Genomic DNA, 24,200 nt, shown 5'->3' on the forward strand with positions numbered 1-24,200 from the left:
TCCAGTATGCAGCCGAACAAGATATTCCATGAGTGGGTGCATGAAAAAATGCATCTTTTTTTATTGATTTTATTATTGATACCAATTTCCCTGTCAAGCGGAATCATTGGCAGCGGATCGCCTTATATGACCGGCAGCCTTAGCGCTATTCCTGCAGATATAACGATGGCCGCATATTCCTATACGGTAGGTCTGGTCTGCGGCATACCACTGGTTCTGTCTCTAAAGCAATTTTACAGCAGCAAGGTTATTTTGGTGGTCGTTTTTAGCAGTCTCATTATTGTTAATTTTATTTTAGGGTATACCGACCAGCCGCTGATCCTGGTGATGGCTTCCTTTATTGACGGGTTCTTTAAAATCATAGGCCTGCTGGAGGTGATTGCAACCCTGATGCCGATTTTGATGCCTCATGGTGAACGACATCGCTTATATGGTGTATATTACCCGGTCAGCCTGATTACCACGCAAGTTACCGCCATCGCTTTTGTGTGGATGGCGAATGTATACGGGTGGCAGGTCAGTCAGCTGTTTCTCATTGTGCCGTTCCTGCTGGCTTTACTGATCGTTATTTTTCTGGTGCACCCCAATTTTCCGGGTCAACATGTTTCCTTAATTAATTTCGACTGGTTCGGCCTTGTCTTTACCATGATATTTATGCTGCTGCTGAATTACGTCCTGACTTACGGGCAGGTTGAAGACTGGTATAATTCCAGGAGTATTTCTATCGGCACTGTCTTTTGTTTATTATCCCTCCTGCTGGTTCTCGGAAGAACCTTTATCATCAAAAAGCCTTTTTTAGACCTCTCGGTTTTCAAATATAATAACGTCATTTTTGGATTATTGATCATCTTTATTCTGGGCGTCTTTTACGGATCGGGAAATCTTCAAACCATCCTGTTTGCTATAGTTTTAAAAAACGATCCCATAGAAAGCACGAGGGTTACCTTATACATGATTCCCGGATTTATCGTAGCGGCGGCCTTCGGCTATTTCTACTACTCCAGGTTTCAGGATTTTAAGTTTATCGTAATTGTAGTTGCGGCCTGCTATACGATCTCTTATATCGAATTTTATTTTTTAACGACACAACAGGTTACCTCACAAGATTTTTATCTACCTATGTTTTTCAGGGGAGCCGCAATTCTGCTGTCGTTTATGGCTGTCGGAATCTATATTTCTAACGGGGTGCCTTTTTTAGATTTTTTCTCGGTCGTATTTTATTATTTGACCATCCGTCAATTTCTTGGCCCGGTGATATTTACCTCATTTTTTTCCAATTTCTATTACCGGCGGTCAATAGCCAACCTGGATCTGCTGGCATCCAAAGTTGATCTTGCGAATACCTTCCAGCAGGAAAGGTATCGGCCCATTTTCAATGCGGCCAACCGGTCAGGGCTAGGCAGTCATGAAGCACTGAATGCTGCCACTAAAGCTATGACCGGTGCCTTGCAGGTTCAGGCATCATTACTGGCGCTCAGGGAAGCCTTTGGGATCGTGATCATAACCGGAGTCATTCTGATTGCCGGGATGATCCTTTCAAAAATTTACTGGCCGGCGGAACCTGAACATGCCAATGGGTTTGTACTGCCTTAAAGCTTTAAACCCAAACTTCTAATTCACGATTATGAGCATATCACTTTATTGAAAAACAAAAATGTTTATCTTATGAAAAGCTTTAGAATCATCTTCCTTATTTTACTCACAGCTACTGCTGCGCAGGCGCAAAAACTAGTGCCGGTTTACAGTGATAATACCTATCAGATCACCGGCGTCGCCATTTCTGCCAAAGGGAGGCTGTTTGTAACTTACCCCAGGTGGTCAGATACCTACCGTTATGGTGTTGTTGAAGTCCTGAAAGACGGAACGGCAAAGCCTTACCCTGACGAAGCGACAAACGATTGGCACCCGGGCCAGGATGGACGGGATAAGTGGGTTTGTGCAATGGCTGATTATATCGATGATAAAGATTTTCTATATATCGTAGACCCCGCGGCACCAAAGCTGGGCAAGGTTTATAACAACAGTGCCAAGGTGGTAAAAATCGATCTGAATACCAACCAGGTCGTGAGAACCTACCGTTTTGCAGGTACTGTCGACAACCAGAGTTATCTTAATGATATCCGCGTTGACACTAAAACGCAAATGGCCTATCTGACCAATTCGGGAACAGGAGGCATCGTTGTGCTGGACCTGAATACCGGCAGGTCATGGCAGGTGCTACAGAACCACCGGAGCGTACACCCCGATCCTGCCGCCAAATTCGTTATAGACGGGCGGGAGTTAAAGAAACAGGGGCACCCGACAGCTTTTCAGTCGGATGGTATTGCCTTAAGCCCTGATGGCATTTATTTGTATTATAAAACCATCGGTGACAAACGGCTTTCCCGTATCAAAACAGCATTACTGAATGATACCACCAAAAATGCCGGTCAAATTTCCGCCGGGGTGGAGGAGCTGGGGGATTTCGCCAGTACGGACGGAATGATATTCGATGCGAACGGAAACCTATATTTAGGAGATCCGACGGCCTATAGCATCGTAAAAATCACACCTGATCTGAAGCTTCAAACCTGGATCAGGGATGAGCGACTGATATGGCCTGATTCTTATACCATTTCATCAGATGGTTATCTGTATATTTCCACTTCGCAGATCCAGAAGCAGGCAGGATTTAATAACGGTATTGACCAGCGTAAAAGCCCTTATATGGTTTTTAAGGTTAAATTAACGGAATGAAAATAGCCGGACGTCAGAACGTCCGGCAAACAAAAAGCGGATAACAGTTAATATTCCACCCATATTTCGAGCGCCATAATTTTTTCCATGTCATATGGAGGGATTAGATGCCCGATTGCCTGACCTGCAGGTGCAAATAATAAAGATTTGGGATGTGTCAGACTATCGAAGCCATATTTACCGTAGTAACTTGCCCATACATAAGTAGCTAAACCGTGCTTTTTGAGAACGGCAGAGAATTATTAGCAGGATGAAGCGAGGGGATTAATTTCAAAATCAATCAAAAATGCTGTCCCAAAGTCATTAACAATCTGGTAACTTCCTCCTAAATCGTTTTCAACTAAACCGCGGACCAGTGTCATGCCGAATGAATTGCTTTGCTCGATCACGAATCCTGATGGTAGTCCGCGGCCATCATCTGCTATTACCAGGCGGGCAATATGGTTATCCGGGCAGGTAAGGGTAATCGTAATCTTGCCGTCCTGGCCTGGATAAAAAGCATATTTGATAGAATTGGTGATTACTTCGTTTAAAATCAATCCTAAAGGAACTGCAATTGCGATATCGAGATATAAAGGTTCAACGCGTTGGCTGAATACAACCTTTTGTCCGACGCCGAAGCTTTGTCTCAGATATTCCGTGAGTTCACCTATATATTCAGGCATATAGATCGTCGTTCCGAGTTCAGCTTTATATAACTTTTGGTGAATCAGCGATATTGCGTGAATTCGGTGCTGGCTGTCCAATACTGCATCTAGCGCTACCTGGTCTTTAAGAAACGCAGACTGCGATTGCAGAAGGCTGATAATAATGTGCAAGTTGTTTTTTACCCGGTGATGGACTTCTTTGACAAGCCATTCGTTGTCCATTGCCAATTGTTGCAACGAAACATTTTTTCGGGTGATTTCAGTCTGCTTCTCCTCCAGCATTACTATACTCCGCTGCTTTAGGCGGTACCTGTTAATTATTAAAACCAACAACAGCATGGACATGACAAAAGCGCCAAGAATAACATTTTTTATTGCCCTTGTCCTGTCGACCTGATTTTGTTCCAACTGGCTTTGCTTGGTCAAAAGCTGAATGTTTTTTGCTTGTAGCTGAATATCCTCATCTTTTTTTTCCGATGCATACCTCAGTTGCACTTCATCAATCAGTTTTTTATTCGTTGCATTGAATAGGGAATCATTCAATTTTTTATGCAATTCAAAGTGTTTGATTGCAGACACCCACCTGCCTAAAGCGGAATCGACCTTAAATTGCAGTAGTTGTATTTGGCTCATGACAGACGGTCTTATCAACAACGGCGAAGCATTCAGCAATTTACTTAAGTAATAATCCGCTTTTTTGTATTGTCCTGTCGCCACAAAAAAATTGCCCACAATACTATAATTGTGATAGTAATCTTCAAAGCCTTGGTTTTTATAATCCACTTCTGCCAGCCTGATCATATCCAAATAATATATTTCCGCCTTGGTGTACATTTTCAATTCCTTATAACAACTGCCGAAGGCTGCATCCATCCATTCTTTCTGCTTTAAATTTGCCGGTGGAACAGCAATCGTTTTTACCTTTAAAAATTGTAATGCCTGCTTGGGCTTGTTTTGCAGAATCAAAGCCTGTACTATATCCCTGAGCAATTCATAAAATCTGTTATAATTTTTTTCTTTAATACTAAATGGCAAAGCCTTATAGTAATAAGCGATGCTTTTTTCGTATAAGCCCAGATCATAATAAGTGGTGGCGAGGTTGTAATAAAAATAAGTTGCATGAGAGAAATCCCGGGTCGATTCCATGCTGCTAACCACCTCCATCTTGTAAAAAAGTTCCTGATGCAGATCTCCTTTCATCCTGTTCAATGAAGCGAGCAGGTCATAAGTATAGTGCAGGTTTTTATAATTAGCTACCTTATACTGCGAAATTACCTGCAGGAGCTCACGTTCCGCCAGGTCATACCTGCCTTCTACCATGTGCGCATCAGCAATGTTCTTAAAATCTTCTATTTCATTTAGCCCGTTATGAAGTTCCCTGAATAATCTTCGGGCTTGCTGATAGCAATAGATTTTTTTTTCCAAAAGGGCTGGTTTCCTGCTTACGCCATATCCAAATTTCTCCCATACCCGGGCTTCATCCAGTTTGCTATTTTCTTTGCGATAAAAGTCAATGACTTTCATGAAGTATTCACTGCCCCGAACCTCGTCATCCAACTGAAGATAACAATATCCTTTTTGCAGGTAGGTTTCATTCTCCCATTTTTTAGAATGAATTGCAACACTCAAATCATGTGCCTCATCGAAGCAGGCCAGTGCGCTATCTTTATCGGTTTTGAAATAGCCGGGTTTTAAAACATAATAACTTCCTAAGCGGATCAATAATTTTACCCGGTTAGTGTCCTGCGGGGTTTTGGCAATCTTTGCTAATAAAACTTTAGGCGTGTTAAGGCTACCGTCTTGTGAAAAAGCGATATTTGTTATAACAAATAGAAAAGTAAGTAAGAACCAATATCTAACCATAAGCTATCATAATTACCCGCCATATTACAATCTATAAAATTAATGAAATCGTTGAAGTTATTTTTGGCTGCCATTAAAAACCAATATTAACCGTTCAGAAACGCTCACCAGTTGCAGGGTTTTTAGCTGAAAGACCTTGTTAATAAAGAAATTTCCAGGAGATCCCAAGCTTCTTCATCTTCGAATTTAACGTTGTAGCCGGGATATTTAATATTTCAGCGGCTCCCCCTTTACCTGAAACCCGGCCATTGCATTTTCGCAATGCCAGGATGATGTGGTCCCGGTCTACCTCCTCGATTGTTCTAAAGGTATCATTACTTAATTCATCATTTGGCTCCGCCGGTAAGACATCATCGGGAAGTTCGATGCGCGAAATAATATTAGTAGGACTAAGTACTACATTCCGCTCTATTACATGTAAGAGTTCACGAATATTGCCCGGCCAGGAGTAATTCGTAAGTTGCTGCAGTATGTTGGGCGCAAGGCGCTTTACTTCCGTTCCGGAATCTGCCGCATGCTGATGTAAAAAATAATCGGTAAGTAAGGGAATATCTTCTTTTCGGTCCCGCAACGGAGGCATAAGAATAGGGAAAACATTGATCCGGTAAAATAAATCCATCCTGAACCTGCCGTCAGCAATATCCCGGTGGAGATCCCTGTTGGTCGCTACAATAACACGGACATCAATTTTTATAGTGGTTCGCCCACCGATACGCTCCAGCTCTTTTTCTTGCAGGACGCGGAGCAATTTGGTTTGTATATCCAACGGGATTTCACCGATTTCGTCAAGAAATATGGTACCTCCCTGTGCCTGTTCGAACTTGCCTATCCGGCGGTCGTACGCACCGGTAAACGATCCCTTTTCATGACCGAACAGTTCCGATTCTATCAGTAAGGCCGGAATTGCTGCGCAATTCACCTTTATCAATGGCTTCCGGTTCCGGTTCGACATTTGATGGATAGCTTTTACCAAACCTTCTTTTCCAACCCCTGTTTCGCCTAAAACCAGCACCGTCATATCAAAGTTGGCAACCTGGGTTGCCTGATCCAACGCGCGCAGTAATTTTGGACTGTTTCCAACAATGCCCTCCGGTTGCGGAACCCTGCTGGTTACTCCGGTTTTGGGTTTACCATATTCCAGGGCACCTTTAACACTTTGCCTGCGGATATTATCGATGACCAGGCAGAGCAATGTTCTTAATGGATTGAGCAGGTCGAGGTGCTCAACGGTATAGATATGGGGCTCCTTGCTGTAAAACCGAACGCTCATTCTGATTCCCGCTTCTGTGGAACAAGGAACTATGATCCTTGCCTGAGCCCCGGACTGATCCTTCATGATGGTCAGGAACGGATCAGTTTTACAGGATTCCACCATTTGTTCGAGGTTCTGGAGTAATATGTTTTGGAGCGTAGAATTTCGCCGCCTCCAATCCAGGTAAAAATCATAGTTCAGGCCCATTTCCTCTATGATCTGATACCCGCTGGAGGTCACATACTCATCAAAGCTTGTCCTTTTAAGGCATACCAATGAGTCAAGATCACCGCTGTCCATGTCTACATCAATAAACAAAAAATCAAATGGAACGTAAGGTTTAAAGGCTTGAGCGACTTTCAGGAGCTTGGTTTGCACATTGCTTTGATCTAACAATAATCCACCCAGTATATTGGTTAACAGGTTTTCCTGTTTATGAAAAATTTCAACCTGGTTGTTATGCCGGTACTCGGCAATGTCCAAAGCCACCAACACATCTTTGGCCCGGAAAGGCTTTACTAAAAATCCCCAGGGCCTGGTCACTTTTGCCGCTTCAAGTACGGATTCATTTGAATTGGCAGAAAGGTAAATAAAAGGTATGTTTTCGCTGGAAAGCAGGGTAGCCAGATCGATGCCGGTTAGTTTTCCCTTTAAATAAATATCCAGCAGAACGATATCGGGTCTGACCCGACCCAAAATAACGCAGGCGTGGTCATAGGACTTGGCAATGCCGGTTACCTCGTGACCTGCCCGTTCTAATATTATTTTCAGGTCGTTCGCTTCAACGAACTGGTCTTCGACAATTAGTATTTTTGATCCCATGGTAAATGATTAATGAACGGCAAAAATTAATACTTCAGCGCATGCATAAGTAAAAAGCGTACTCCTGAACTACGTTACAGGTACGGTTATTTTGCTCTTCAATTAATATTTTGCGAAAATAATTACTAAATTTCTACAAAAAAACCCATCAATACAATTAAAATCAATAAATATGCCTCAGTGCAATTAGTTGATTATAAGATATTTAAAACGAATGCAAAAAATAAAATAACGATATATCGTTATTTTATTAGATGTCGTAATTGCATATCGTATATATCACCAAATTGACATAGATTTTCATTTAAGGCCAGGGTGGCAACTAATAAAGCAGGCGGAATCTAACCCTAACCGGATTAAGCTAAATATTATTATTTAAGGGGGGAGTAAAGGTGACAGCTTAGCTGAAAAGATTATCGTTGAAGGCGCAGACCACATCTAAACGGATAAAACAAAAGGGTGACAAATGCCACCCTTTTGTTTTATTACAAACTTGCTTTATCAGGATTGAAAGAATTCCAGTAAGTCAGCATTTATCGTTGGTGCTTCCGTAGTTGGCATACCATGAGGGAATCCCGGATATGTGATCAATTTTCCATTTTTGACCAATTTAATGGCTTTCAATGCTGAGTTTGCGATAGGTACAACCTGGTCATCTTCGCCATGCAGAATCAAAACAGGGACGTCCACCGCTTTCAGATCTTCTGTAAAATCCGTTTCTGAAAATACCCTGATGCAATCATAAAGCGGTTTAATGCCGCCCATCATTCCCTGACGCCACCAATTATCCCTGATACCCTGCGATATTTTAGCTCCCTCACGGTTGTAACCATAAAATGGCAATGTAAAATCCTCGAAATATTGCTGGCGATGCGTTGCCGTTGAAAGGCGGATTTCATCGAAGACATCCAATGGCACTCCATCAGGATTAGTCTCACTTTTTAACATGATCGGAGGAACCGAACTGATCAATACTGCTTTAGCGACACGTTCCTTGCCGTATTTTGCAACATAGCGAATAACCTCTCCGCCTCCTGTAGAGTGCCCGATGTGGATAGCATTTCTTAAATCAAGTAACTCTGTGAGTTCGGCAACATCGGCTGCATAAGTATCCATATCTGTGCCCTTATCGGTTTGGGTTGACCGGCCGTGGCCCCTGCGGTCGTGGGCAATTACCCTAAATCCTTTTTCCAGAAAAAAAAACATTTGGGCATCCCAGTCATCGCTGGTCAGCGGCCAGCCGTGATGAAAAACTAATGGTTGACCTGTACCCCAGTCCTTGTAAAAAATTTCAGTTCCGTCTTTTGTAATGATTTTCATGATTAAATATTTAAGTGATTTAAACCTAATTCGGTTGGGCCAATTATCCAATTTCCGGCCATATTATAACCGCTTAGCAATCAATTGCATATATATTTTTCCATGATTTTTCTTCACGAACAATCGTTAATAAGCGAAGCAATTCGTGAATTACAATTTTCGATAGAAAGCCCAATCCATAAACAGGCAGCCGCTTACTACGACATATCAAGAGGTGCCTGCGTTAATTAACGTTAAATCGTTAAGTTTTTGAAAGGCATATTTCAAAAACTACTCAACATCAGACCTTTACCTGCATGGCACAACATTAGTCTATTAGGGTAAATTATACCGTTCCTATTGAAGCAGATACCTTGGAAGCACATATGAGAAAATTACTGACCATCATTTTATTGAGCGCAACCTTTTGCAAGGCCCAGACGGTGATCAACAATAATATTAACATCGGCATTGCTGACAGCCTTCATTCAACCATTCTAAATGAAACACAGCGGTTTTGGGTTAGTCTTCCTACAAGCTTCTACAATCCTAAAATTGCCAAGGCACATTATCCTGTCATCTATGTGTTTGATGGCGACGCAAATTTTGCGACAGTCGCTGCGCTGCAAAAACAACTCAGTATCAGAAGCGGAAGCACCTTGGTGCCTGAAGCCATCGTGATCGGTGTGATGAATAGCAACCGGGACCGTGATTTTACACCCTATCCATCTTCCTTTTGGGTTTATAATACAGCTACGCCGTTAGAGAACACAGGAGGAGGTGAAAAATTCGTCCAGTACCTGCAAAAAGAACTGATGCCGCATATCGACTCTCTGTATCCAACCGCGCCGTACCGCGTACTGATCGGTCATTCATTAGGCGGCCTGGCAGCAACCAATATATTGGTCAATCACACCCGGCTTTTTAACGCCTATATTATTATCGACCCCAGCATGTGGTATGATAACCATGGATTTCTTAATAAAGCGCAAAAAGTTCTGGCCGGCAAAACATTAGGTAATACTACAGTATACCTGGCTATGGCGCATTCCATGGGCCCCGGTCTTTCCTTATCAACCATAGAAAATGATCACACCAAAGGAACGCTTCATCCCCGCGGCATTCTTCGTTTAAAGAGACTTCTTGAAGGCGAAAGGCAGCGCGGGTTACGGTTTAAGTTTAACTATTATGGGGATAACACGCATATGAATTTGCCACCGATTGCGGAGTACGATGGCTTCAGGTTCATCTTCAATTTTTATGAAATACCACCGGAATTGGATTTTGCTTTTTTGATGCCCTCAAACCATATAGATCCTGCCAAATATTTGACGGCACATTATAAAACTGTATCGGAAAAAATGGGATATGAGGTATTGCCCAATGAGAACCTGGTCCTTGTCCTGGCGAATACGACCGCCAATTATTTTATGCCGGAGAAGGCCCTCGGGCTATTTGAACTGAATACAAGGAATTATCCCAAAAGTTACGGAGCATGGTATTACCTCGGTGAATTTTACGAAAAGCAAAAAGATAAAGTCAAAGCGCTTTCATGTTATAAAAAGGCATTTGGTCTAAATGCCAATCCGGAAGTTCAGGCTAAACTTAAGAATCTGGAGCCAAAATAACTGACCAGGTCTGTTATACAATACCTAAACGAAAAAATTCATGAGATATAACTGGGAAATTTCCGCTGCTTCGTCTCTTATCGAATTCAGCTTCAAGTACTATGAAATCGGACGTATAAAGGGCTACTTTAAGAAGTTTGGAGGTGAGATTACCGCCGGTAATCATTTTGACAACCCAGAAATAAAGGTTTGGATAGGAGCTGAATCAGTCTCGACACATAATAAAGCATGCGACAGGAGTTTGGTGTCACCTGCTTTTTTATCCGTAAAGGAATATCCGGCAATTGAATTTACTGCTAGTCATGGATGCCGCTTAAGTGAAGGGGGAATTCAGGAGCTTTCCGGCAACCTGAGGATTAGAAATATAACTAACTGCATCAACCTGCTGGTGACTTCATCTGACATTAAAAACCTGAAAAAAGAATTAAATGCCCAGTATTCGCTGACCACCTCCTTCAGTTTAATTGATTATGGCTTCAATGCCGGTGACGGTATTTTCGGTGATATCGTCAGTCTTAACGTACGGTTAGTCCTTCATGCGAATCTTATTTCTTAAAGCTTCTTAATTAATGTGCTAACGATTACGCGTTACGTCATATCATGCATTAACTTTATATCGTTAAAAAATTGAGATAACTTTGCAATAATATACTGTTAATTAAAGAGATACATTTAGGCATCCAAATGGTTAAATTGTTATCAAAATGGAGTTTCCGTTAAATGGAAATCATCAATATCATTTATGTGAATAAAATTAAAAAGGAAAAGCAAGCCGATACCTATACAGGACATCCAGTTGGAGGGGAAATAACCGCGCCAAATGGAACTGTACTTCCTGATTATGATGAAATCCGGCAGCGTCTTTTTGAAAGTGAAATTTGTTTAAATTTAACCAATAGACTATTTGCAGCAAGGGATAAATCAGGCTTGCTTTCTGTTATAAATTCCGGGATTAAAGCGCTTATACATTTTACGGGCTTTATGATCGTACTGAATGACACGCGGGAAAATATAATGGATCCGTATGCCATTTACTTTGACCTTAATCAATTTGAGACGGTGGATGACGGGCCTCCTGATCCACGCCGCCGGGTAGCCGATACCAGGCTTCTGAACAATGTTTTTTCGTCATCGAAAGCATTGATCTGGACAATGAAAGACCTTCATGGTATGAGCCCCAGGCCCGAATTTATTACGCGTCACCGTTCGAAAGATGTTAAGCAAGTCATTGGTATCCAATTGGCGGATAATGACCGGGTTGAAGGTGCTATATTTTTCTTTTCCGATGCGGCAAATACATTCCAAAAGCGAGAAGGCGGTATTTTGCAAATGATTGCTCCACAAATTGCAAAGAGCCTGACCAACGTACGGTTCCTGGAGGACATGGTCAAAAAGAAAAAGCAACAGGACGTTTGTGCGGCCATTACCAGGGAGTTAATTTCTGTGAGCAATACAGAATTGCTTCAACAGGTGATGAAAAAAGCTTATGATGCAGTCCCCTTTTTCAACGAAGGGTTTGTATACTTTATACCATCCTATCCCTCCTCCAGACCTCCAATCCTGTTTAAGCAGTCTGACCGAAAATTATTACCGGAAAAAGGCATCCCCGGCGTGGACGCTGCAACAGATTTTTTTATAGATGCCTTGCGCCGCCTGAACCATATTACCATAAGTGACGTTGAAGATTTTTTCAAAGAGGCCGCTCAGCCCTCCTATGTTTTACAGTGGACAGATCGTCAGATGAAATCGTTCGTTGTTGCTCCTTTCGTTGATGAGGGGGTAATTTCGGGCCTGATCTTTTTTCTCTCTAAAGAATCCAAGCAGATACTTGATGAGTACCTGCACCTGTTCCAGAACATTGCTGCACAGATCACAGCAGCAATCATTAACTCGTTTACTAATGAACGCTTAACCTACCAATTAAAGGAGCTGAGTCGATTTAAGGGCGAGCTGGAGGTTCAAAATTCATACCTCCAGGAAGAAATTCAATCCACCCATAACTATAGCGAGATCATTGGTGCAAGCGCGAAAATGCGTGATGTGTTTTATATGGTTACCCAGGTATCCAAGACAAATAGCTCTGTACTTATCCTTGGAGAAACCGGAACCGGAAAAGAATTAATTGCAAGAGCCATTCATAATTCCTCCCAGCGTAAAAACAATGTGATGGTCAAGGTTAATTGTGGGGCCCTACCTGCTAACCTGATTGAAAGTGAGCTGTTTGGTCATGAAAGAGGTAGTTTTACCGGTGCTACCGAAAGAAGGATAGGTAAATTTGAATTGGCCAATAACAGCACCCTGTTTTTGGATGAAATTGGTGAATTACCGATGTCTCTTCAGGTTAAATTATTGAGGGCCTTACAGGAAAAGGAGATCGAACGCGTAGGCGGTAAAGCCACGATCAAAGTTGATGTCCGTGTCATTGCTGCGACCAACCGTGACCTGATGAAGGATGTTCAGCAGGGAAATTTCCGGGGAGACCTTTATTTCCGACTGAACGTTTTCCCTATTCTTATGCCTCCGTTGCGGGACCGAAAAGAAGATATTCCTATTCTTGCAAATCACTTTGCTGAAAAGCACGCGAAGAAGCTAACAGTAAACCACGTTCATTTTACCAGCCGGGTAATGAAGCAGATGGTTGCCTACAACTGGCCTGGAAATGTCAGGGAATTAGAACACCTGGTGGAAAGGAGTGTTTTATTAGCAAAGGGCAAAACCATAAACCATGTTTATTTACATCCAACTGCGCTGCAGGGAGAGGATCTTCCGCTGGCCAATACGGATATAAAAACACTCGATGAGGTAGAGCGTGAACATATCATCGCCGTGTTAAAGATGGTAAACGGCAAAATTTCAGGGGTTGGTGGGGCTGCGGAACTACTGAAAATACCGGCGACAACACTGGCATCAAAAATCGCCCGGTTAAAAATAAAAAAAGGCATCGCCTGACCGGCTATGCGGCTGTTTCCCATGGCCATTTAATCAAAAGAATTCCGGTTCCGTTTTTATCGTCAAAATATTGAAGGGTAATCTTTTAATTGGCGACCCCATTTCGCATTTTACCGAAATATCATTAAAGTTTTCGTTTATTATAAAATTACTTGATTGATTATCAGATCGTTGAGTAATGGCATGTAACTGGTTATATCTGCTTAACCAGATATCCATTTAATTACCCAGCTTATGGCCGCAATTTATATTCTCTGTATGACAAAAGCCTTCCAGTTGGTCAGTTTGGTTACGGTCTTTTCCATGGCGTTCCGTAGCCGTAAACCAGAAAAGGATATATTTTGAACCAATGTGGCAGCAAACAAAAATAATATTGGTATGGAAAACCTGCAATTTATATTTGACACCGATAGAAGGCCCAACCGTTTGAGAACGGTTAACAGCCAGCTCACCAGGTTGATCATCCGTTATCATGAAGAGGGTTACACCGAGGATTTTTTTATTAATTCAGCGACCAATCGTCTTTATCTGTTGCGTGACCAGCATTCATGCTTCCCCTATTTCAGGATGAATATCGTTAGCCAGTGTTATGACAGCCTTACTAAAGGCTACAAATACATTCATATTATTGAAACGACATGCGGTTTAAAAGGATTGCTGATCAGCTGTGATATCCAGTTTAAAAATTAATCGGTATCTTATTAGGTCAACCTAACCAGATCATTCCGAACCGGCAGGGATTTCGCAATCGACTAATCGCAAAGGCGTGTTCCGCTTAAGTGAATTTCGGGAGGCGCGTCCGCCAAGCGCAAGTACGATAAGAGAAAGTGCGGCAGTTCCAGCCATGATCCAGGCCAGGGGGAATGGTGTGCTGCTCTTAAAAATGCTCACCACTATTGATGAAAGCCCGGCAACTCCCCACCTGATCAATCCAAAAAGCGATGCAGCAGTTCCTGCTTCCTCTTCAAACGGAGCCATCGATAATGCTGCGGCAACAGGATTTGCCGTGCCAAGGCAACTCAGCAGAACAAAAATCATGATCGATACACCGACAATGCCAAACCAACCCTGCTCCAGACCAAATATGAAAAAAAGGCTTGCAAGCAACATGCAGGTAACACAACCAAAAACAATTTTTTCGGGTTTCCAGTATTTAGAAAATAAGCGGTTGGATTGGCTAACTCCGAAAAATCCAATGGAAAGAGCCGCAAACAGCCATCCATAAGTTTTGTGAGAAATTCCATAACCTACAAGATATATGGAAGGGGAATCGGAGACATAAGTAAACAGACCGGAATAAGCTATCCCCCCGCCAATAGCATAGGTATAAAATTGAGGCACCCTTAATACATGCCAGAAGCGCTGAATAATCGGCCGGGGTTTTAGAGAAACAGTTTTATCGGGTTTATGAGATTCCCGAAGAAAGAATATAACCACTATTAACAGGATTGACGCTATTAACAACAGGACCAGAAATATTGCCCGCCAACCTAATGATGCAGCAATTAAACCGCCTGCTGAAGGTGCGACCAATGGAGATGCGCCGAGCACGAGTAAAAGAAGGGATATAACTTTGGCATTATCTTTTACCGGAAACAAATCACGAACCATGGCAAGTGAAACAACCCCTGCTGAACAACTACCCAGTGCCTGAAAAAACCTCAACACGATCAACATCCCGATAGAGGGAGACAGCGAACAGCCCAGGGAAGCCAGCAGGTATAAGACCAGTCCGCCATAAAGCGGCGGCTTCCGGCCAAACCTGTCAATTAAAGGCCCATAAAGTATCTGACCAAGCGAGATCCCGATAAAAAAGCTGGACAAACTCAGAGACACATGGGCTATATCAATACCAAAACTTTTAGCGATACCCGGGAATCCCGGCAAATACATGTCTATTGAAAAGGGAGCAAGTGCTGTCATTGCGCCCAGAACGAGGATCAAAAAGTAATAGTGTTGCTTAGTCATTATAATCGGATTAGATAAATACCGGACTGCTAAATTTTATCTCCTGAGAAGCCACTTATCACCTTTCACACGGGCATAAATTTTTCGGTATTCTCCTTTTCCAAAATTAAAGCCACTATTTAATTAACTTATCATCAGTTTGTTATGAAGTATTTTGATTTGATAGATAACTATATTTCGTTATTTGGCGAGATGGAGTAACGAGAATTTTGACCATAATATTTCATGAAGGATAAAAGCCGAATTTTCGGCGTGAAATCCATCCAGGAAACATACTTTATGCGCTGATAAAGCTCTGTAAACGGTGCCGGACACTCAAGCAGTATTTTATTTCGTCACCTAAAACTATAAAAACACGAAAATTCGTTACAGGCAATAACGAATTACTATTTAAATACTTGAAATACAGTTATTTAACTACCGGCAGGATATTTGAAACCGGTCAGCCGGGAAAACATTTCAATGATCCGGAAAAATAAAATATTTGCATTTATCTCCCGGGAGGGCTGCTTTACAGTTTGGATGTGGCTGGCAATTTTTATTGCAGTTTTCATCAGGTTTTTAATTATACGATAGAGAAGGCTTTTGTATTCAGGGCTTTACGGATTTTCATTTGGGGCGTGACATCATCGATAAAAATATAAAAATGCAGGAATTTCAGGAGGCCGCGAAATTACTCATCAGATTATCTGTACAATATGGCTTTCCGACCTATGCTGTATTGCCTTATATCCTGAAGGATGACAAAGGCGACTGGCAGAGATTGCTGGCGGGATTCAACTGCGAAATTTTCCTATCTGCCAAGGAAGGACAGATATGTTTCCTGATCAGCGACTGCGTTGATAAAGCAGAACTGGAAAAAGCGCTGACAAACCTTCCTTTGGTTAAGGAAGGCTTTTTTGAAATAAGGATATATCAGTTCTTCGGCTGCAAAAATCTTGATGGTTTTTTTGGGCAAGGCGGGTAACCTGGACATGAACATACGGTTAATATCAAATATATGACATCAAATATCGAATCAAACGCCTTTTGCCAGTCGGGGATAAGTCAGAGACTTATGGACCTTGTTTGCAATATTGGTCCCGAAAGGTCTTCACTCCTGCATGCGGAAAATATCGGTACCTGCCGTTTCCCGAAGGGTATTTTCAGTGATCTTGTCCAACAGATAGGTGATCAGCCAGAGGCCATCAGATCTGTTAAATACGGGTATCAGGTTTGGAAGAATATGAGTGATAAGGACCGCCTGATAGTTTTACAATGTTTTTTAAAGGTATTTTATGAATATACCCGGGACTTTTCACCGGCACAAAAGGTGGGATTATTTTGCCGCCTGTTTGTCCGTGATTTCATACCGGTGCTGGAAGAATATAAATCAGTTAAATTTTCAACTTTAAATGATAATGAAAGCGCTGAGGATTAACCCGGGCACCTTTGCCATCAAAAGTATTCTTATATCTTCTTCAGGTCCTGTTTTCCCGATACGGCAATGAAGGCCGTTTATATTTATTTCGTAACCGAAAAGTCGCAAAAAACGATATTTCGTTAAGTATAAAGCGCTGCCAGTAAGCAATGAATTGGTTACAAGCACTTTACATAATGGATGGGTTTTTGGAATTATAATCTCAACAGACCTGGCATCAAAAACCAGGGAAGTAAATTCCAGTTACCATGAAAATGTCAGCTATTCTTAAAAAAACCACTGTCCTCTTCCTGGGCTTAACGATCAGCGGAATTGCTTCCGCCCAGGTTATCGATCCATCTTTAGATCCACACATCGAAAGCCATGTGAAAGCACTGCTGAAGATAATAAACAGTGGCAACGGGAAACCCGTAGAGCAACTGACGCCAAAAGCTGCACGTGCAACACTTACCGATGCCCAATCCTCAGAAAAAGTGGATCTGTCAGGCATTAAAGTTACCCAGCGATCAATTACTGAAAATGGATTAAGGGTCAGGATCACCATAGTAAAACCTGAAAAAGCAACAGCGATAACACCAGGATTTATGTTTTTCCATGGCGGCGGCTGGGTACTCGGTGATTTTCCGACCCATGAGCGGCTGGTAAGAGATTTGGTCGTCACTTCCGGCGCAACTGCAATATTTGTTAATTACACGCCCTCACCGGAAGCGCATTATCCCTTACCGATCAATGAGGCCTATGCCGCGACCAAATGGGTTGCAGTACATGGTAAAGAGATCGGGGTAGATGGTAACCGCCTTGCTGTCGCCGGTAATAGTGCCGGTGGAAATATGGCGGCTGTCGTAGCGTTGATGGCCAAGGATAAACATGGCCCGGCGTTAAAACTCCAGGTACTTTTATGGCCGGTAACTGACGCCAGTTTTAGCCAGGCATCCTATGCCCGATTTGCTACCGGCCGTTTTTTATCCAGAACCACCATGATGTATTTCTGGGACAGCTATCTTCCTGAAAAGGCGAAACGCAGGGAAATTTATGCTTCGCCCCTACAGGCGACCAAAGCCCAGCTCACCGGACTTCCTCCCGCAATCGTTGAGGTTGCCGAAAACGATGTATTGCGGGATGAAGGAGAGGCTTATGCCCGCAAACTTGACGAGGCCGGGGTCAGGGTAGTGTCTGTCTGTTACAATGGGATGATCCATGACTTCGGGCTTTTAAATGGTTTAGCTACTGTTCCTGCAACACGTGCTGCATTAACCCAGGCCGGGCTCGAACTAAAAAAAGCACTTTTCCAATAAAATCTTCAACCAGCAAAAAATAAAACGAAATATAAAAATGAATGCAGAAAAATATTTGATCACCGGTGCTACCGGTGCCACCGGATCTACCGTAGTTCACCAGCTTCTGGAAAAAGGGCACAATGTCCGTGCCTTTGTACGAAAAATCGACGACCGTTCCGACAAATTAAATGCGGCAGGCGCGGAAATAGTGGTAGGCGACCTGGTGGATTTTCATTCCATCAGTGCCGCCATGAAAGATATAACCGGCGTATATTTTATGTACCCTATTGAAGATCCGGGAATTTTAGAATCGACAGCATATTTTATTCAGGCCGCCAGGGAAGAAAGGGTAAAAAACATCGTCAATATGTCCCAGATATCTGCAAGGCGGGAATCAAAGAGCCATGCCGCACAAAATCACTGGATTGCAGAGCGTATTTTAGATATGTCCGGTATAATAGTTACCCATATACGACCTACCTTTTTTGCACAATGGCTTCTCTATGGCAGTGCCAGTATAAAAGCCCAGGACAAGATTGTCCTTCCTTTCGGAGATGGGCGTTTCGCACCTATTGCGGCGGAAGATCAGGGCCGCGTCATTGCTGAACTTTTGCTGCAGCCTGAAAAATACGCGGGCGAAATTTATCCCCTGTTTGGACCTGTAGAATACAGTCAATATGAAGTAGCAGAGATTTTAACCGCTGAGCTGGGAAGGACAATAACCTATGATCCTATCAGCATCGGCGCTTTTCAAAAGATAGCAGCGGAATCAAAGAAATATACAGCACATTTCATTCAGCATATTTCTGCGGTAGCACAGGATTGCCGGGACGGCCTTTTTGCAGGAACAGGTACGGCGGTAAAGGATATTACCGGCCAGGAACCAATGGGTGTGAAAGCGTTCATCCATAAGCATATTCATGCCTTCCAAAAATAACGGACTATTTATTATTAATTACCCATGAATTCAAACACAAATTTTATCGCTGCCCCGTCTGTCAAGGAGTATGACGTAGAAACAAACGGAATTACCCTCCACGTAACTGAACTTGGTGAAGGGCCAGTCGTACTTTTTGTACACGGATTTCCCGATACTTCATACACCTGGCGACGACAAATGAAAGTCGTGGCAGATGCAGGTTACAGGGCCATAGCTCCTGACATGCGGGGGTATGGTCGTAGTTCAGCCCCGGAAGACGCCAAATTATACACACCAATTCAAACATCCGCGGATCTTACCGGCCTGCTTGACGCGTTAAATATCGATACGGCGGTTCTTGTCGGACACGACTGGGGTGCAACCCACTCCTGGAACGCCGCGTTATTACATCCAGACCGGTTCAGCGCGGTACTGTGCATGAGTGTGCCTTATGTACCACGCGGCGACATCAGCATATTTGAAAAAATGCGGAGCGCCGGACACCAGAACCATTTTTACATGTTCGACCAGATGCGGCCTGAAGCTGACCAGGTTTGGTCGGATGCCGCTGTTACTATTCCGGGCATGTTATACTGGGCCTCAGGCTCTGCTCCCGAGGAAACGAGCTGGCATCCCATGGATCCTAACCGTGTGTTTTACCGTCCAGCTCCGGTAGCGTTGCCTTCCTGGGCAGAACCGGATTACGTTGCCTATAATATTAAGGAATTTCAAAGGACGGGCTTTCATGGCGCACTGAACTATTACCGGGCCGCGGAGCATTATTTTAATTTATCTGAACAATGGAAGGGGGCAAAAATAACACAGCCTACCTTTTACATCACCGGCAAATCAGATGGTTTAGCTATTCTTTATCCACCATTTGAACGATTAAAGGTTCACGTTCCCGGTCTTATCGGGAACCTTGAAATCGAAAATGTGGGCCATTGGGTACACCATGAAGCATCAGCCCAGGTAAGTGAACAGATTGTCAAGTTCCTCAATGCTATCAATTAATCAAGGGATCAATATTTTTTACAAGATATTACTATGACAACAAGACGAAATTTCATAACAACAGGGGCCGCTGTCGGAGCAGGACTGTTAATCAGTAAATTAAGCTTCGGGGCAGCCACTGCTCCCAGCAATGAACAAACAAAAAGAACAATGGGAAAAGGACCGATATTAACCTCTCATTCATTTACTTCCAATCGTACGACCACGCATTATTGGGAGGCAGGGCCAAGCGACGGCCCATTGATGATCTTCCTGCATGGCTGGCCGGAGATCGCTTTAATGTGGCGGGCACAAATGGAGGCATTTGCCGCCGAAGGCTGGCGCTGTGTTGCGCCAGACCTGCGCGGCTACGGAGATTCCTCAGTGCCGACGGCATCGGAAGCTTATGCTACCAAGGAAATTGTTGATGATATGGCTGAGCTGCACGCCCATTTAGGCGGTAAAGCTGCCATTTGGGTAGGACATGATTGGGGAAGCCCGATTGCCGGTTCCGTTGCGGCCCACCATCCAAAGATCAGTCGGGGGGCGGTATTGATTTCTGTGCCCTATTTCCCTAACGGCTTTGCACTGCCAAATTTCATTCCGCTGCTTGACCGGACACTTTATCCCGCCGATAAGTACCCGGATGGCCAGTGGGACTACTATCGTTTTTACGTCACTCATTTCGATCAGTCAGTAAGCGATATGGAGGCAGACGTGCAGGCAACACTCGCGTCTATTTACAGGCATGGTAATCCTGCCTCGGTTGGAAAATGGTCACCATCTGCCGGCTTAACTGCTAACGGGGGACGATACGGTGCTGCACACCGTGCACCGGTGATGGAACCTGATTATACAGTATGGCCAAAACCTGATTTCGAAGCGCTCGTGGCAGCATTCAAAAAAACAGGTTTCCGCCCCTGCAACGCCTATTATTTGAACGATGACGCAAACATAGCTTATGCGGGAATGGCGGTAAATAACGGAAAGCTGGACCAGCCTGTTTTATTTGTCAACGGCGAATATGACACCATTTCAAATATTAATTTAAGTAAGGTGGGTGATCCGATGCGAAATGCCTGCTCGAAACTTACTGTGATCGACCAGCCTACCGGGCACTGGCTGCCGTTGGAATGTAAGTCGCAGCTTACGGAAACCATTCGCTCGTGGGCTAAATTAAACGGGCTAAAATAAGCCGCAATTTAAATTGCGTAAGCGATTGTTTATATAAAGGCCGCCGGTTAGCGCTTTTAACGGGTATCCGGCGGCCTTTTTTAGTGTAAATCATTTTTTCGTTGAATGCAAACTAAATGATCGAGGTAACGACAAACTGGCTGCAAAGCATTGATGAATTAAACGATGTTCCTTCCGGTCAGCTTCTCTGGCTGATCAGGCAAAGTGAAAACCGGGTATTACCGCAGGGAGCGTTGATGTTCCAGGCAGGCCAGCCGATGAAAGGTACCGAAATCATTGTTAAAGGCAAGGTCAGAATTTCCTTACCACAAAATAACGAATTGCGTGAAGTTGGCATTTTAGAGGAAAAGTCAATAACCGGATACCTGCCCTTTTCCAGGGGTAAAGTGGCCACACTAAATGGCCTTGTTCTAGCAGAAACCCAGGTGCTTTTTCTACCAATTGAAAAAATACCGGAGATGATAGGGAACCATTTCGAATTAACCCAGGCAATGGTTCATGTAATGACGAGCCGGGTGCGAAATTTTACGGCTTTACAACAGCAGAACGAAAAAATGATGGCAATCGGAAAGCTTTCTGCCGGCATGTCTCACGAGCTGAATAACCCATCCTCCGCAATCGTACGCAGCGCAGCTTCACTAAAAAAACACCTGTTATCGGTACCTAAAACATTTGAAGATATTATAAACATCAAAATTTCGTCCGAACAGGCTAAGGAGGTGAGCAAGGTAGTAACTGCAGTGCTGGAAGGCAATGAAAAGCCTGCCTTATCCATGCTGGAACGTAGCCGCCGCGAGGATGATATGGCAGTATGGATGGATAGTCATCAAATCGATAATTCCCCTGAAGTGGCTGAAAACTTTGTTGATTATGGCATTGGGAGAGATGAAGCGCAGGCGTTAAGCCTGCAAATTCCGCCGGCCTATCTTTCGAAAGTGTTGAATTGGATAAATATCAATATGATCACCGAAAAAATGGTAACCGATATTGAGGAAGCTTCAAAACGTATAGCAGAATTGGTCGGCGCAGTAAAGACGTTTACCCATATGGATCAGGGGCATGACAAACAATATGCTGATATCCATATCGGTATCCGAAATACGCTCACCATGCTTCACCATAAAATCCATAAGGAAAATGTAATGGTGATCGAACATTACGATGATGCGCTTCCGCCCGTTAAGGCCATGATAGGTGAGCTTAATCAGGTTTGGACAAATCTGATCGATAACGCATTGGATGCGTTGGAGTACACCCAAAACCCGGTGCTGGAAATTGTAACCAGGAAGGATAACGAATTTGTTGAAGTTACAGTCATTGACAATGGTCCGGGCATACCGGAAGGCGACTGCTCACAGATATTTGATCCATTCTTCACAACCAAGGAAATTGGAAAGGGTACCGGACTCGGACTTGACGTGGTCAGCAAAATTGTCAGGCAGCACAGGGGTTCAGTTAAAGTAAATTCTGTTCCCGGGCGTACAGCGTTTATTGTTTGCTTTCCCATTAACGGGTAATTATTCGAATGGTTAAATTATTAAATGACGAAAGCAGTTTATGAGTCAGCCTATAATATTTTGTATCGATGACGATGTCTATGTATTGCGGGCACTGGTTCGCGATCTGAAAAACAAATATCGTGACCATTACCGCGTTCTGAGCACCACAACGGTTAAGGAGGGATTGGCCAGCCTGCTGGAGCTTAAGAACACCGGTGAAATCGTTGCGATGTATATCACCGACCAGCGAATGCCTGAAATGGATGGAATCACCTTTTTAGAACAAGCCATTAAATTCTATCCTGACGCCAAGCGCCTGCTGTTGACAGCTTATTCAGATACTGATGCAGCGATAAAAGCGATCAATGTCGTTCAACTGGATTATTTCCTGGTAAAGCCATGGGAGCCGCCTGAAGAAAAGTTATATCCTGTTATCGATGGTTTATTAGATGCATGGTTAAATGAATACCATCCGGATTTTAAGGGCATTAAGGTTTTCGGTTACCAGTACTCGCAGCTCTCCCATCAGATTAAAGATTTTCTTGCCGGTAACCTGATACCCTACAGATGGATCGATATACAGGCTTCCGAGAATGGTGAAACCTACTTACAGTTGAATAAGCTCAGCTTAAAAGACCTGCCGGTTATATTTTTCGATGACGGTTCTTTTTTAGTCAGACCAGGTATCGTAGAGATTGCCAGCAAAATCGGGTTAAGTCCGGAATTAAAAAATGAGGTATATGATGTCGTCATCATCGGAGCGGGCCCGGCAGGATTGGCAGCAGGGGTTTATGGTGCGTCTGAAGGATTAAAGACGCTGCTCATTGAACGTCACGCTCCAGGTGGTCAGGCAGGTACCAGCAGCCGAATTGAAAATTACCTTGGATTTCCATCCGGAATCAGCGGGGCTGAACTAACCCGGCGATCAATGATGCAGGTAACAAGATTAGGCACGGAGTTTTTGTCACCAAGAGCAGTGAACGCGATGGAACAAAATGACGGCTACAAAAAAATCATACTGGACAACGGCAGTTCCATAAACACCAGGAGCATTATCATTACTACAGGCGTCGATTATAAGCAGCTGGAAGTCCCCGGCATCAGCAGCTTTACTGGTGCAGGAATTTATTACGGCGCTGCTGTGACCGAGGCAGCGGCCTGCATGGGTAAGGATGTATATATTGTCGGCGGTGGTAACTCTGCCGGACAAGCCGCTATGTATCTGTCAAGATTTGCCAAAACCGTTTTCATACTGATCCGCAAAGCAGACCTTGCCAGCACCATGTCGGCCTACCTGATTGATCAGGTTAAAGAAACCCCGAATATCTATGTGAAAGGCAAAACAATTATTACGGAGGCCAAAGGTTCGGACCGGCTGGAATATTTGATTTTGCAAGACCTTGAAAATGACACCAAACAGGCCTGTACAGCGGCAGCATTGTACATTTTTATTGGCGCGAGGCCGTTTACTGACTGGATCCAGCTGGACATTATTAAAGATGATAAAGGCTTTCTTGAAACCGGACGGGAACTAAAAAAATATGACCGGTTTGCCAAAATATGGAAAGAGGAACGGGATCCATACCTTTTAGAGACCAGCTGCCCGGGCGTTTTTGCCGCAGGTGATGTAAGGTCCGGCGCGATGAACCGTGTAGCGGCGGCTGTAGGCGAAGGCTCAATGGCCATTAGCTTTGTGCATAAATATTTAGCAGAAGTTAAATAATATTAAAGAGT

19 protein-coding genes are annotated in these 24,200 nt (G+C 43.5%); 14 read left to right on the forward strand and 5 right to left on the reverse strand.

Annotation, left to right across the window (positions count from 1 at the left end; translation table 11 throughout):
• Window positions 1-6 precede the first annotated feature (6 nt).
• A complete protein-coding gene (locus KXD93_RS21995) occupies window positions 7-1,593 on the forward strand; it encodes an efflux MFS transporter permease (protein ID WP_258139522.1) in 1,587 nt (528 codons plus the stop codon).
• Between the two features lie 72 nt (window positions 1,594-1,665).
• On the forward strand, window positions 1,666-2,736 hold the full coding sequence (locus KXD93_RS22000; RefSeq protein WP_258139523.1) for an L-dopachrome tautomerase-related protein: 1,071 nt from the start codon (window positions 1,666-1,668) through the stop codon (window positions 2,734-2,736).
• A gap of 242 nt (window positions 2,737-2,978) precedes the next feature.
• On the opposite strand, the gene KXD93_RS22005 is transcribed toward KXD93_RS22000, so the two are convergent.
• The 3 genes from KXD93_RS22005 to KXD93_RS22015 form a co-directional block, all read right to left on the reverse strand.
• Entirely contained in the window at window positions 2,979-5,246 is a 2,268-nt protein-coding gene (locus tag KXD93_RS22005) for a histidine kinase dimerization/phosphoacceptor domain -containing protein (RefSeq protein ID WP_258139524.1), read from the reverse strand.
• A gap of 139 nt (window positions 5,247-5,385) precedes the next feature.
• Complete coding sequence (locus tag KXD93_RS22010; RefSeq protein ID WP_258139525.1) at window positions 5,386-7,320, reverse strand: sigma 54-interacting response regulator; 1,935 nt, start codon at window positions 7,318-7,320, stop codon at window positions 5,386-5,388.
• A 501-nt stretch (window positions 7,321-7,821) separates the two neighbouring features.
• Window positions 7,822-8,640, reverse strand: a complete 819-nt coding sequence (locus tag KXD93_RS22015; RefSeq protein WP_258139526.1) for an alpha/beta fold hydrolase — start codon at window positions 8,638-8,640, stop codon at window positions 7,822-7,824.
• A 365-nt stretch (window positions 8,641-9,005) separates the two neighbouring features.
• On the opposite strand from KXD93_RS22015, the gene KXD93_RS22020 reads away from it, so the two are divergent.
• The 4 genes from KXD93_RS22020 to KXD93_RS22035 all read left to right on the forward strand — a co-directional run bounded on the left by KXD93_RS22020 (window position 9,006) and on the right by KXD93_RS22035 (window position 13,886).
• Window positions 9,006-10,247, forward strand: a complete 1,242-nt coding sequence (locus tag KXD93_RS22020) for an alpha/beta hydrolase-fold protein (protein WP_258139527.1) — start codon at window positions 9,006-9,008, stop codon at window positions 10,245-10,247.
• A gap of 40 nt (window positions 10,248-10,287) precedes the next feature.
• Window positions 10,288-10,803 carry a YceI family protein gene (locus KXD93_RS22025; RefSeq protein WP_258139528.1) on the forward strand — a complete coding sequence of 172 codons (516 nt, stop codon included), beginning with the start codon at window positions 10,288-10,290 and terminating at the stop codon, window positions 10,801-10,803.
• 164 nt (window positions 10,804-10,967) lie between these two features.
• Window positions 10,968-13,196 (forward strand): sigma-54 interaction domain-containing protein, encoded by a 2,229-nt coding sequence (locus KXD93_RS22030; protein ID WP_258139529.1) that lies wholly within the window; start codon window positions 10,968-10,970, stop codon window positions 13,194-13,196.
• Window positions 13,197-13,574: 378 nt separating this feature from the next.
• A complete protein-coding gene (locus KXD93_RS22035) occupies window positions 13,575-13,886 on the forward strand; it encodes a hypothetical protein (RefSeq protein WP_258139530.1) in 312 nt (103 codons plus the stop codon).
• Window positions 13,887-13,916: 30 nt separating this feature from the next.
• Here the strand turns inward: KXD93_RS22035 and KXD93_RS22040 are convergent, their stop codons facing one another.
• Window positions 13,917-15,164 carry a multidrug effflux MFS transporter gene (locus KXD93_RS22040; protein WP_258139531.1) on the reverse strand — a complete coding sequence of 416 codons (1,248 nt, stop codon included), beginning with the start codon at window positions 15,162-15,164 and terminating at the stop codon, window positions 13,917-13,919.
• A gap of 413 nt (window positions 15,165-15,577) precedes the next feature.
• Entirely contained in the window at window positions 15,578-15,718 is a 141-nt protein-coding gene (locus KXD93_RS22045; RefSeq protein ID WP_258139532.1) for a hypothetical protein, read from the reverse strand.
• Window positions 15,719-15,810: 92 nt separating this feature from the next.
• Between KXD93_RS22045 and KXD93_RS22050 the strand changes: the two genes are divergently transcribed.
• The 8 genes from KXD93_RS22050 to KXD93_RS22085 all read left to right on the forward strand — a co-directional run bounded on the left by KXD93_RS22050 (window position 15,811) and on the right by KXD93_RS22085 (window position 24,189).
• A complete protein-coding gene (locus KXD93_RS22050; protein WP_258139533.1) occupies window positions 15,811-16,131 on the forward strand; it encodes a hypothetical protein in 321 nt (106 codons plus the stop codon).
• A gap of 33 nt (window positions 16,132-16,164) precedes the next feature.
• Window positions 16,165-16,584: a hypothetical protein gene (locus KXD93_RS22055; RefSeq protein ID WP_258139534.1), complete on the forward strand. Its 420-nt coding sequence runs from the start codon at window positions 16,165-16,167 to the stop codon at window positions 16,582-16,584.
• Window positions 16,585-16,838: 254 nt separating this feature from the next.
• A complete protein-coding gene (locus KXD93_RS22060) occupies window positions 16,839-17,879 on the forward strand; it encodes an alpha/beta hydrolase (protein ID WP_258139535.1) in 1,041 nt (346 codons plus the stop codon).
• A 37-nt stretch (window positions 17,880-17,916) separates the two neighbouring features.
• Window positions 17,917-18,798: an NmrA family NAD(P)-binding protein gene (locus KXD93_RS22065; protein ID WP_258139536.1), complete on the forward strand. Its 882-nt coding sequence runs from the start codon at window positions 17,917-17,919 to the stop codon at window positions 18,796-18,798.
• A 24-nt stretch (window positions 18,799-18,822) separates the two neighbouring features.
• Window positions 18,823-19,794 (forward strand): epoxide hydrolase, encoded by a 972-nt coding sequence (locus tag KXD93_RS22070; RefSeq protein ID WP_258139537.1) that lies wholly within the window; start codon window positions 18,823-18,825, stop codon window positions 19,792-19,794.
• Window positions 19,795-19,827: 33 nt separating this feature from the next.
• The gene (locus tag KXD93_RS22075; RefSeq protein ID WP_258139538.1) at window positions 19,828-20,967 is read left to right on the forward strand and encodes an alpha/beta hydrolase; all 1,140 of its coding nucleotides are present in this window, start codon (window positions 19,828-19,830) and stop codon (window positions 20,965-20,967) included.
• 116 nt (window positions 20,968-21,083) lie between these two features.
• Window positions 21,084-22,484 carry an ATP-binding protein gene (locus tag KXD93_RS22080; RefSeq protein ID WP_258139539.1) on the forward strand — a complete coding sequence of 467 codons (1,401 nt, stop codon included), beginning with the start codon at window positions 21,084-21,086 and terminating at the stop codon, window positions 22,482-22,484.
• A 40-nt stretch (window positions 22,485-22,524) separates the two neighbouring features.
• On the forward strand, window positions 22,525-24,189 hold the full coding sequence (locus KXD93_RS22085; RefSeq protein WP_258139540.1) for an NAD(P)/FAD-dependent oxidoreductase: 1,665 nt from the start codon (window positions 22,525-22,527) through the stop codon (window positions 24,187-24,189).
• The last annotated feature ends 11 nt before the right edge of the window (window positions 24,190-24,200 follow it).

Source organism: Mucilaginibacter phenanthrenivorans (genome assembly GCF_024721155.1).
Lineage (GTDB): Bacteria > Bacteroidota > Bacteroidia > Sphingobacteriales > Sphingobacteriaceae > Mucilaginibacter > Mucilaginibacter phenanthrenivorans.

Excerpts from the sequence above, each read along its gene's own strand:
- KXD93_RS22080 (WP_258139539.1), top strand. The coding sequence starts at position 21,084 with ATGATCGAGGTAACGACAAACTGGCTGCAAAGCATTGATGAATTAAAC.
- KXD93_RS21995 (WP_258139522.1), top strand. The coding sequence starts at position 7 with ATGCAGCCGAACAAGATATTCCATGAGTGGGTGCATGAAAAAATGCAT.
- KXD93_RS22050 (WP_258139533.1), top strand. The coding sequence starts at position 15,811 with ATGCAGGAATTTCAGGAGGCCGCGAAATTACTCATCAGATTATCTGTA.
- KXD93_RS22010 (WP_258139525.1), bottom strand. The coding sequence starts at position 7,320 with ATGGGATCAAAAATACTAATTGTCGAAGACCAGTTCGTTGAAGCGAAC.
- KXD93_RS22060 (WP_258139535.1), top strand. The coding sequence starts at position 16,839 with ATGTCAGCTATTCTTAAAAAAACCACTGTCCTCTTCCTGGGCTTAACG.
- KXD93_RS22040 (WP_258139531.1), bottom strand. The coding sequence starts at position 15,164 with ATGACTAAGCAACACTATTACTTTTTGATCCTCGTTCTGGGCGCAATG.
- KXD93_RS22085 (WP_258139540.1), top strand. The coding sequence starts at position 22,525 with ATGAGTCAGCCTATAATATTTTGTATCGATGACGATGTCTATGTATTG.
- KXD93_RS22020 (WP_258139527.1), top strand. The coding sequence starts at position 9,006 with ATGAGAAAATTACTGACCATCATTTTATTGAGCGCAACCTTTTGCAAG.
- KXD93_RS22005 (WP_258139524.1), bottom strand. The coding sequence starts at position 5,246 with ATGGTTAGATATTGGTTCTTACTTACTTTTCTATTTGTTATAACAAAT.
- KXD93_RS22045 (WP_258139532.1), bottom strand. The coding sequence starts at position 15,718 with ATGAAAACTGCAATAAAAATTGCCAGCCACATCCAAACTGTAAAGCAG.
- KXD93_RS22065 (WP_258139536.1), top strand. The coding sequence starts at position 17,917 with ATGAATGCAGAAAAATATTTGATCACCGGTGCTACCGGTGCCACCGGA.
- KXD93_RS22075 (WP_258139538.1), top strand. The coding sequence starts at position 19,828 with ATGACAACAAGACGAAATTTCATAACAACAGGGGCCGCTGTCGGAGCA.
- KXD93_RS22030 (WP_258139529.1), top strand. The coding sequence starts at position 10,968 with ATGGAAATCATCAATATCATTTATGTGAATAAAATTAAAAAGGAAAAG.
- KXD93_RS22000 (WP_258139523.1), top strand. The coding sequence starts at position 1,666 with ATGAAAAGCTTTAGAATCATCTTCCTTATTTTACTCACAGCTACTGCT.
- KXD93_RS22035 (WP_258139530.1), top strand. The coding sequence starts at position 13,575 with ATGGAAAACCTGCAATTTATATTTGACACCGATAGAAGGCCCAACCGT.
- KXD93_RS22015 (WP_258139526.1), bottom strand. The coding sequence starts at position 8,640 with ATGAAAATCATTACAAAAGACGGAACTGAAATTTTTTACAAGGACTGG.
- KXD93_RS22055 (WP_258139534.1), top strand. The coding sequence starts at position 16,165 with ATGACATCAAATATCGAATCAAACGCCTTTTGCCAGTCGGGGATAAGT.
- KXD93_RS22025 (WP_258139528.1), top strand. The coding sequence starts at position 10,288 with ATGAGATATAACTGGGAAATTTCCGCTGCTTCGTCTCTTATCGAATTC.
- KXD93_RS22070 (WP_258139537.1), top strand. The coding sequence starts at position 18,823 with ATGAATTCAAACACAAATTTTATCGCTGCCCCGTCTGTCAAGGAGTAT.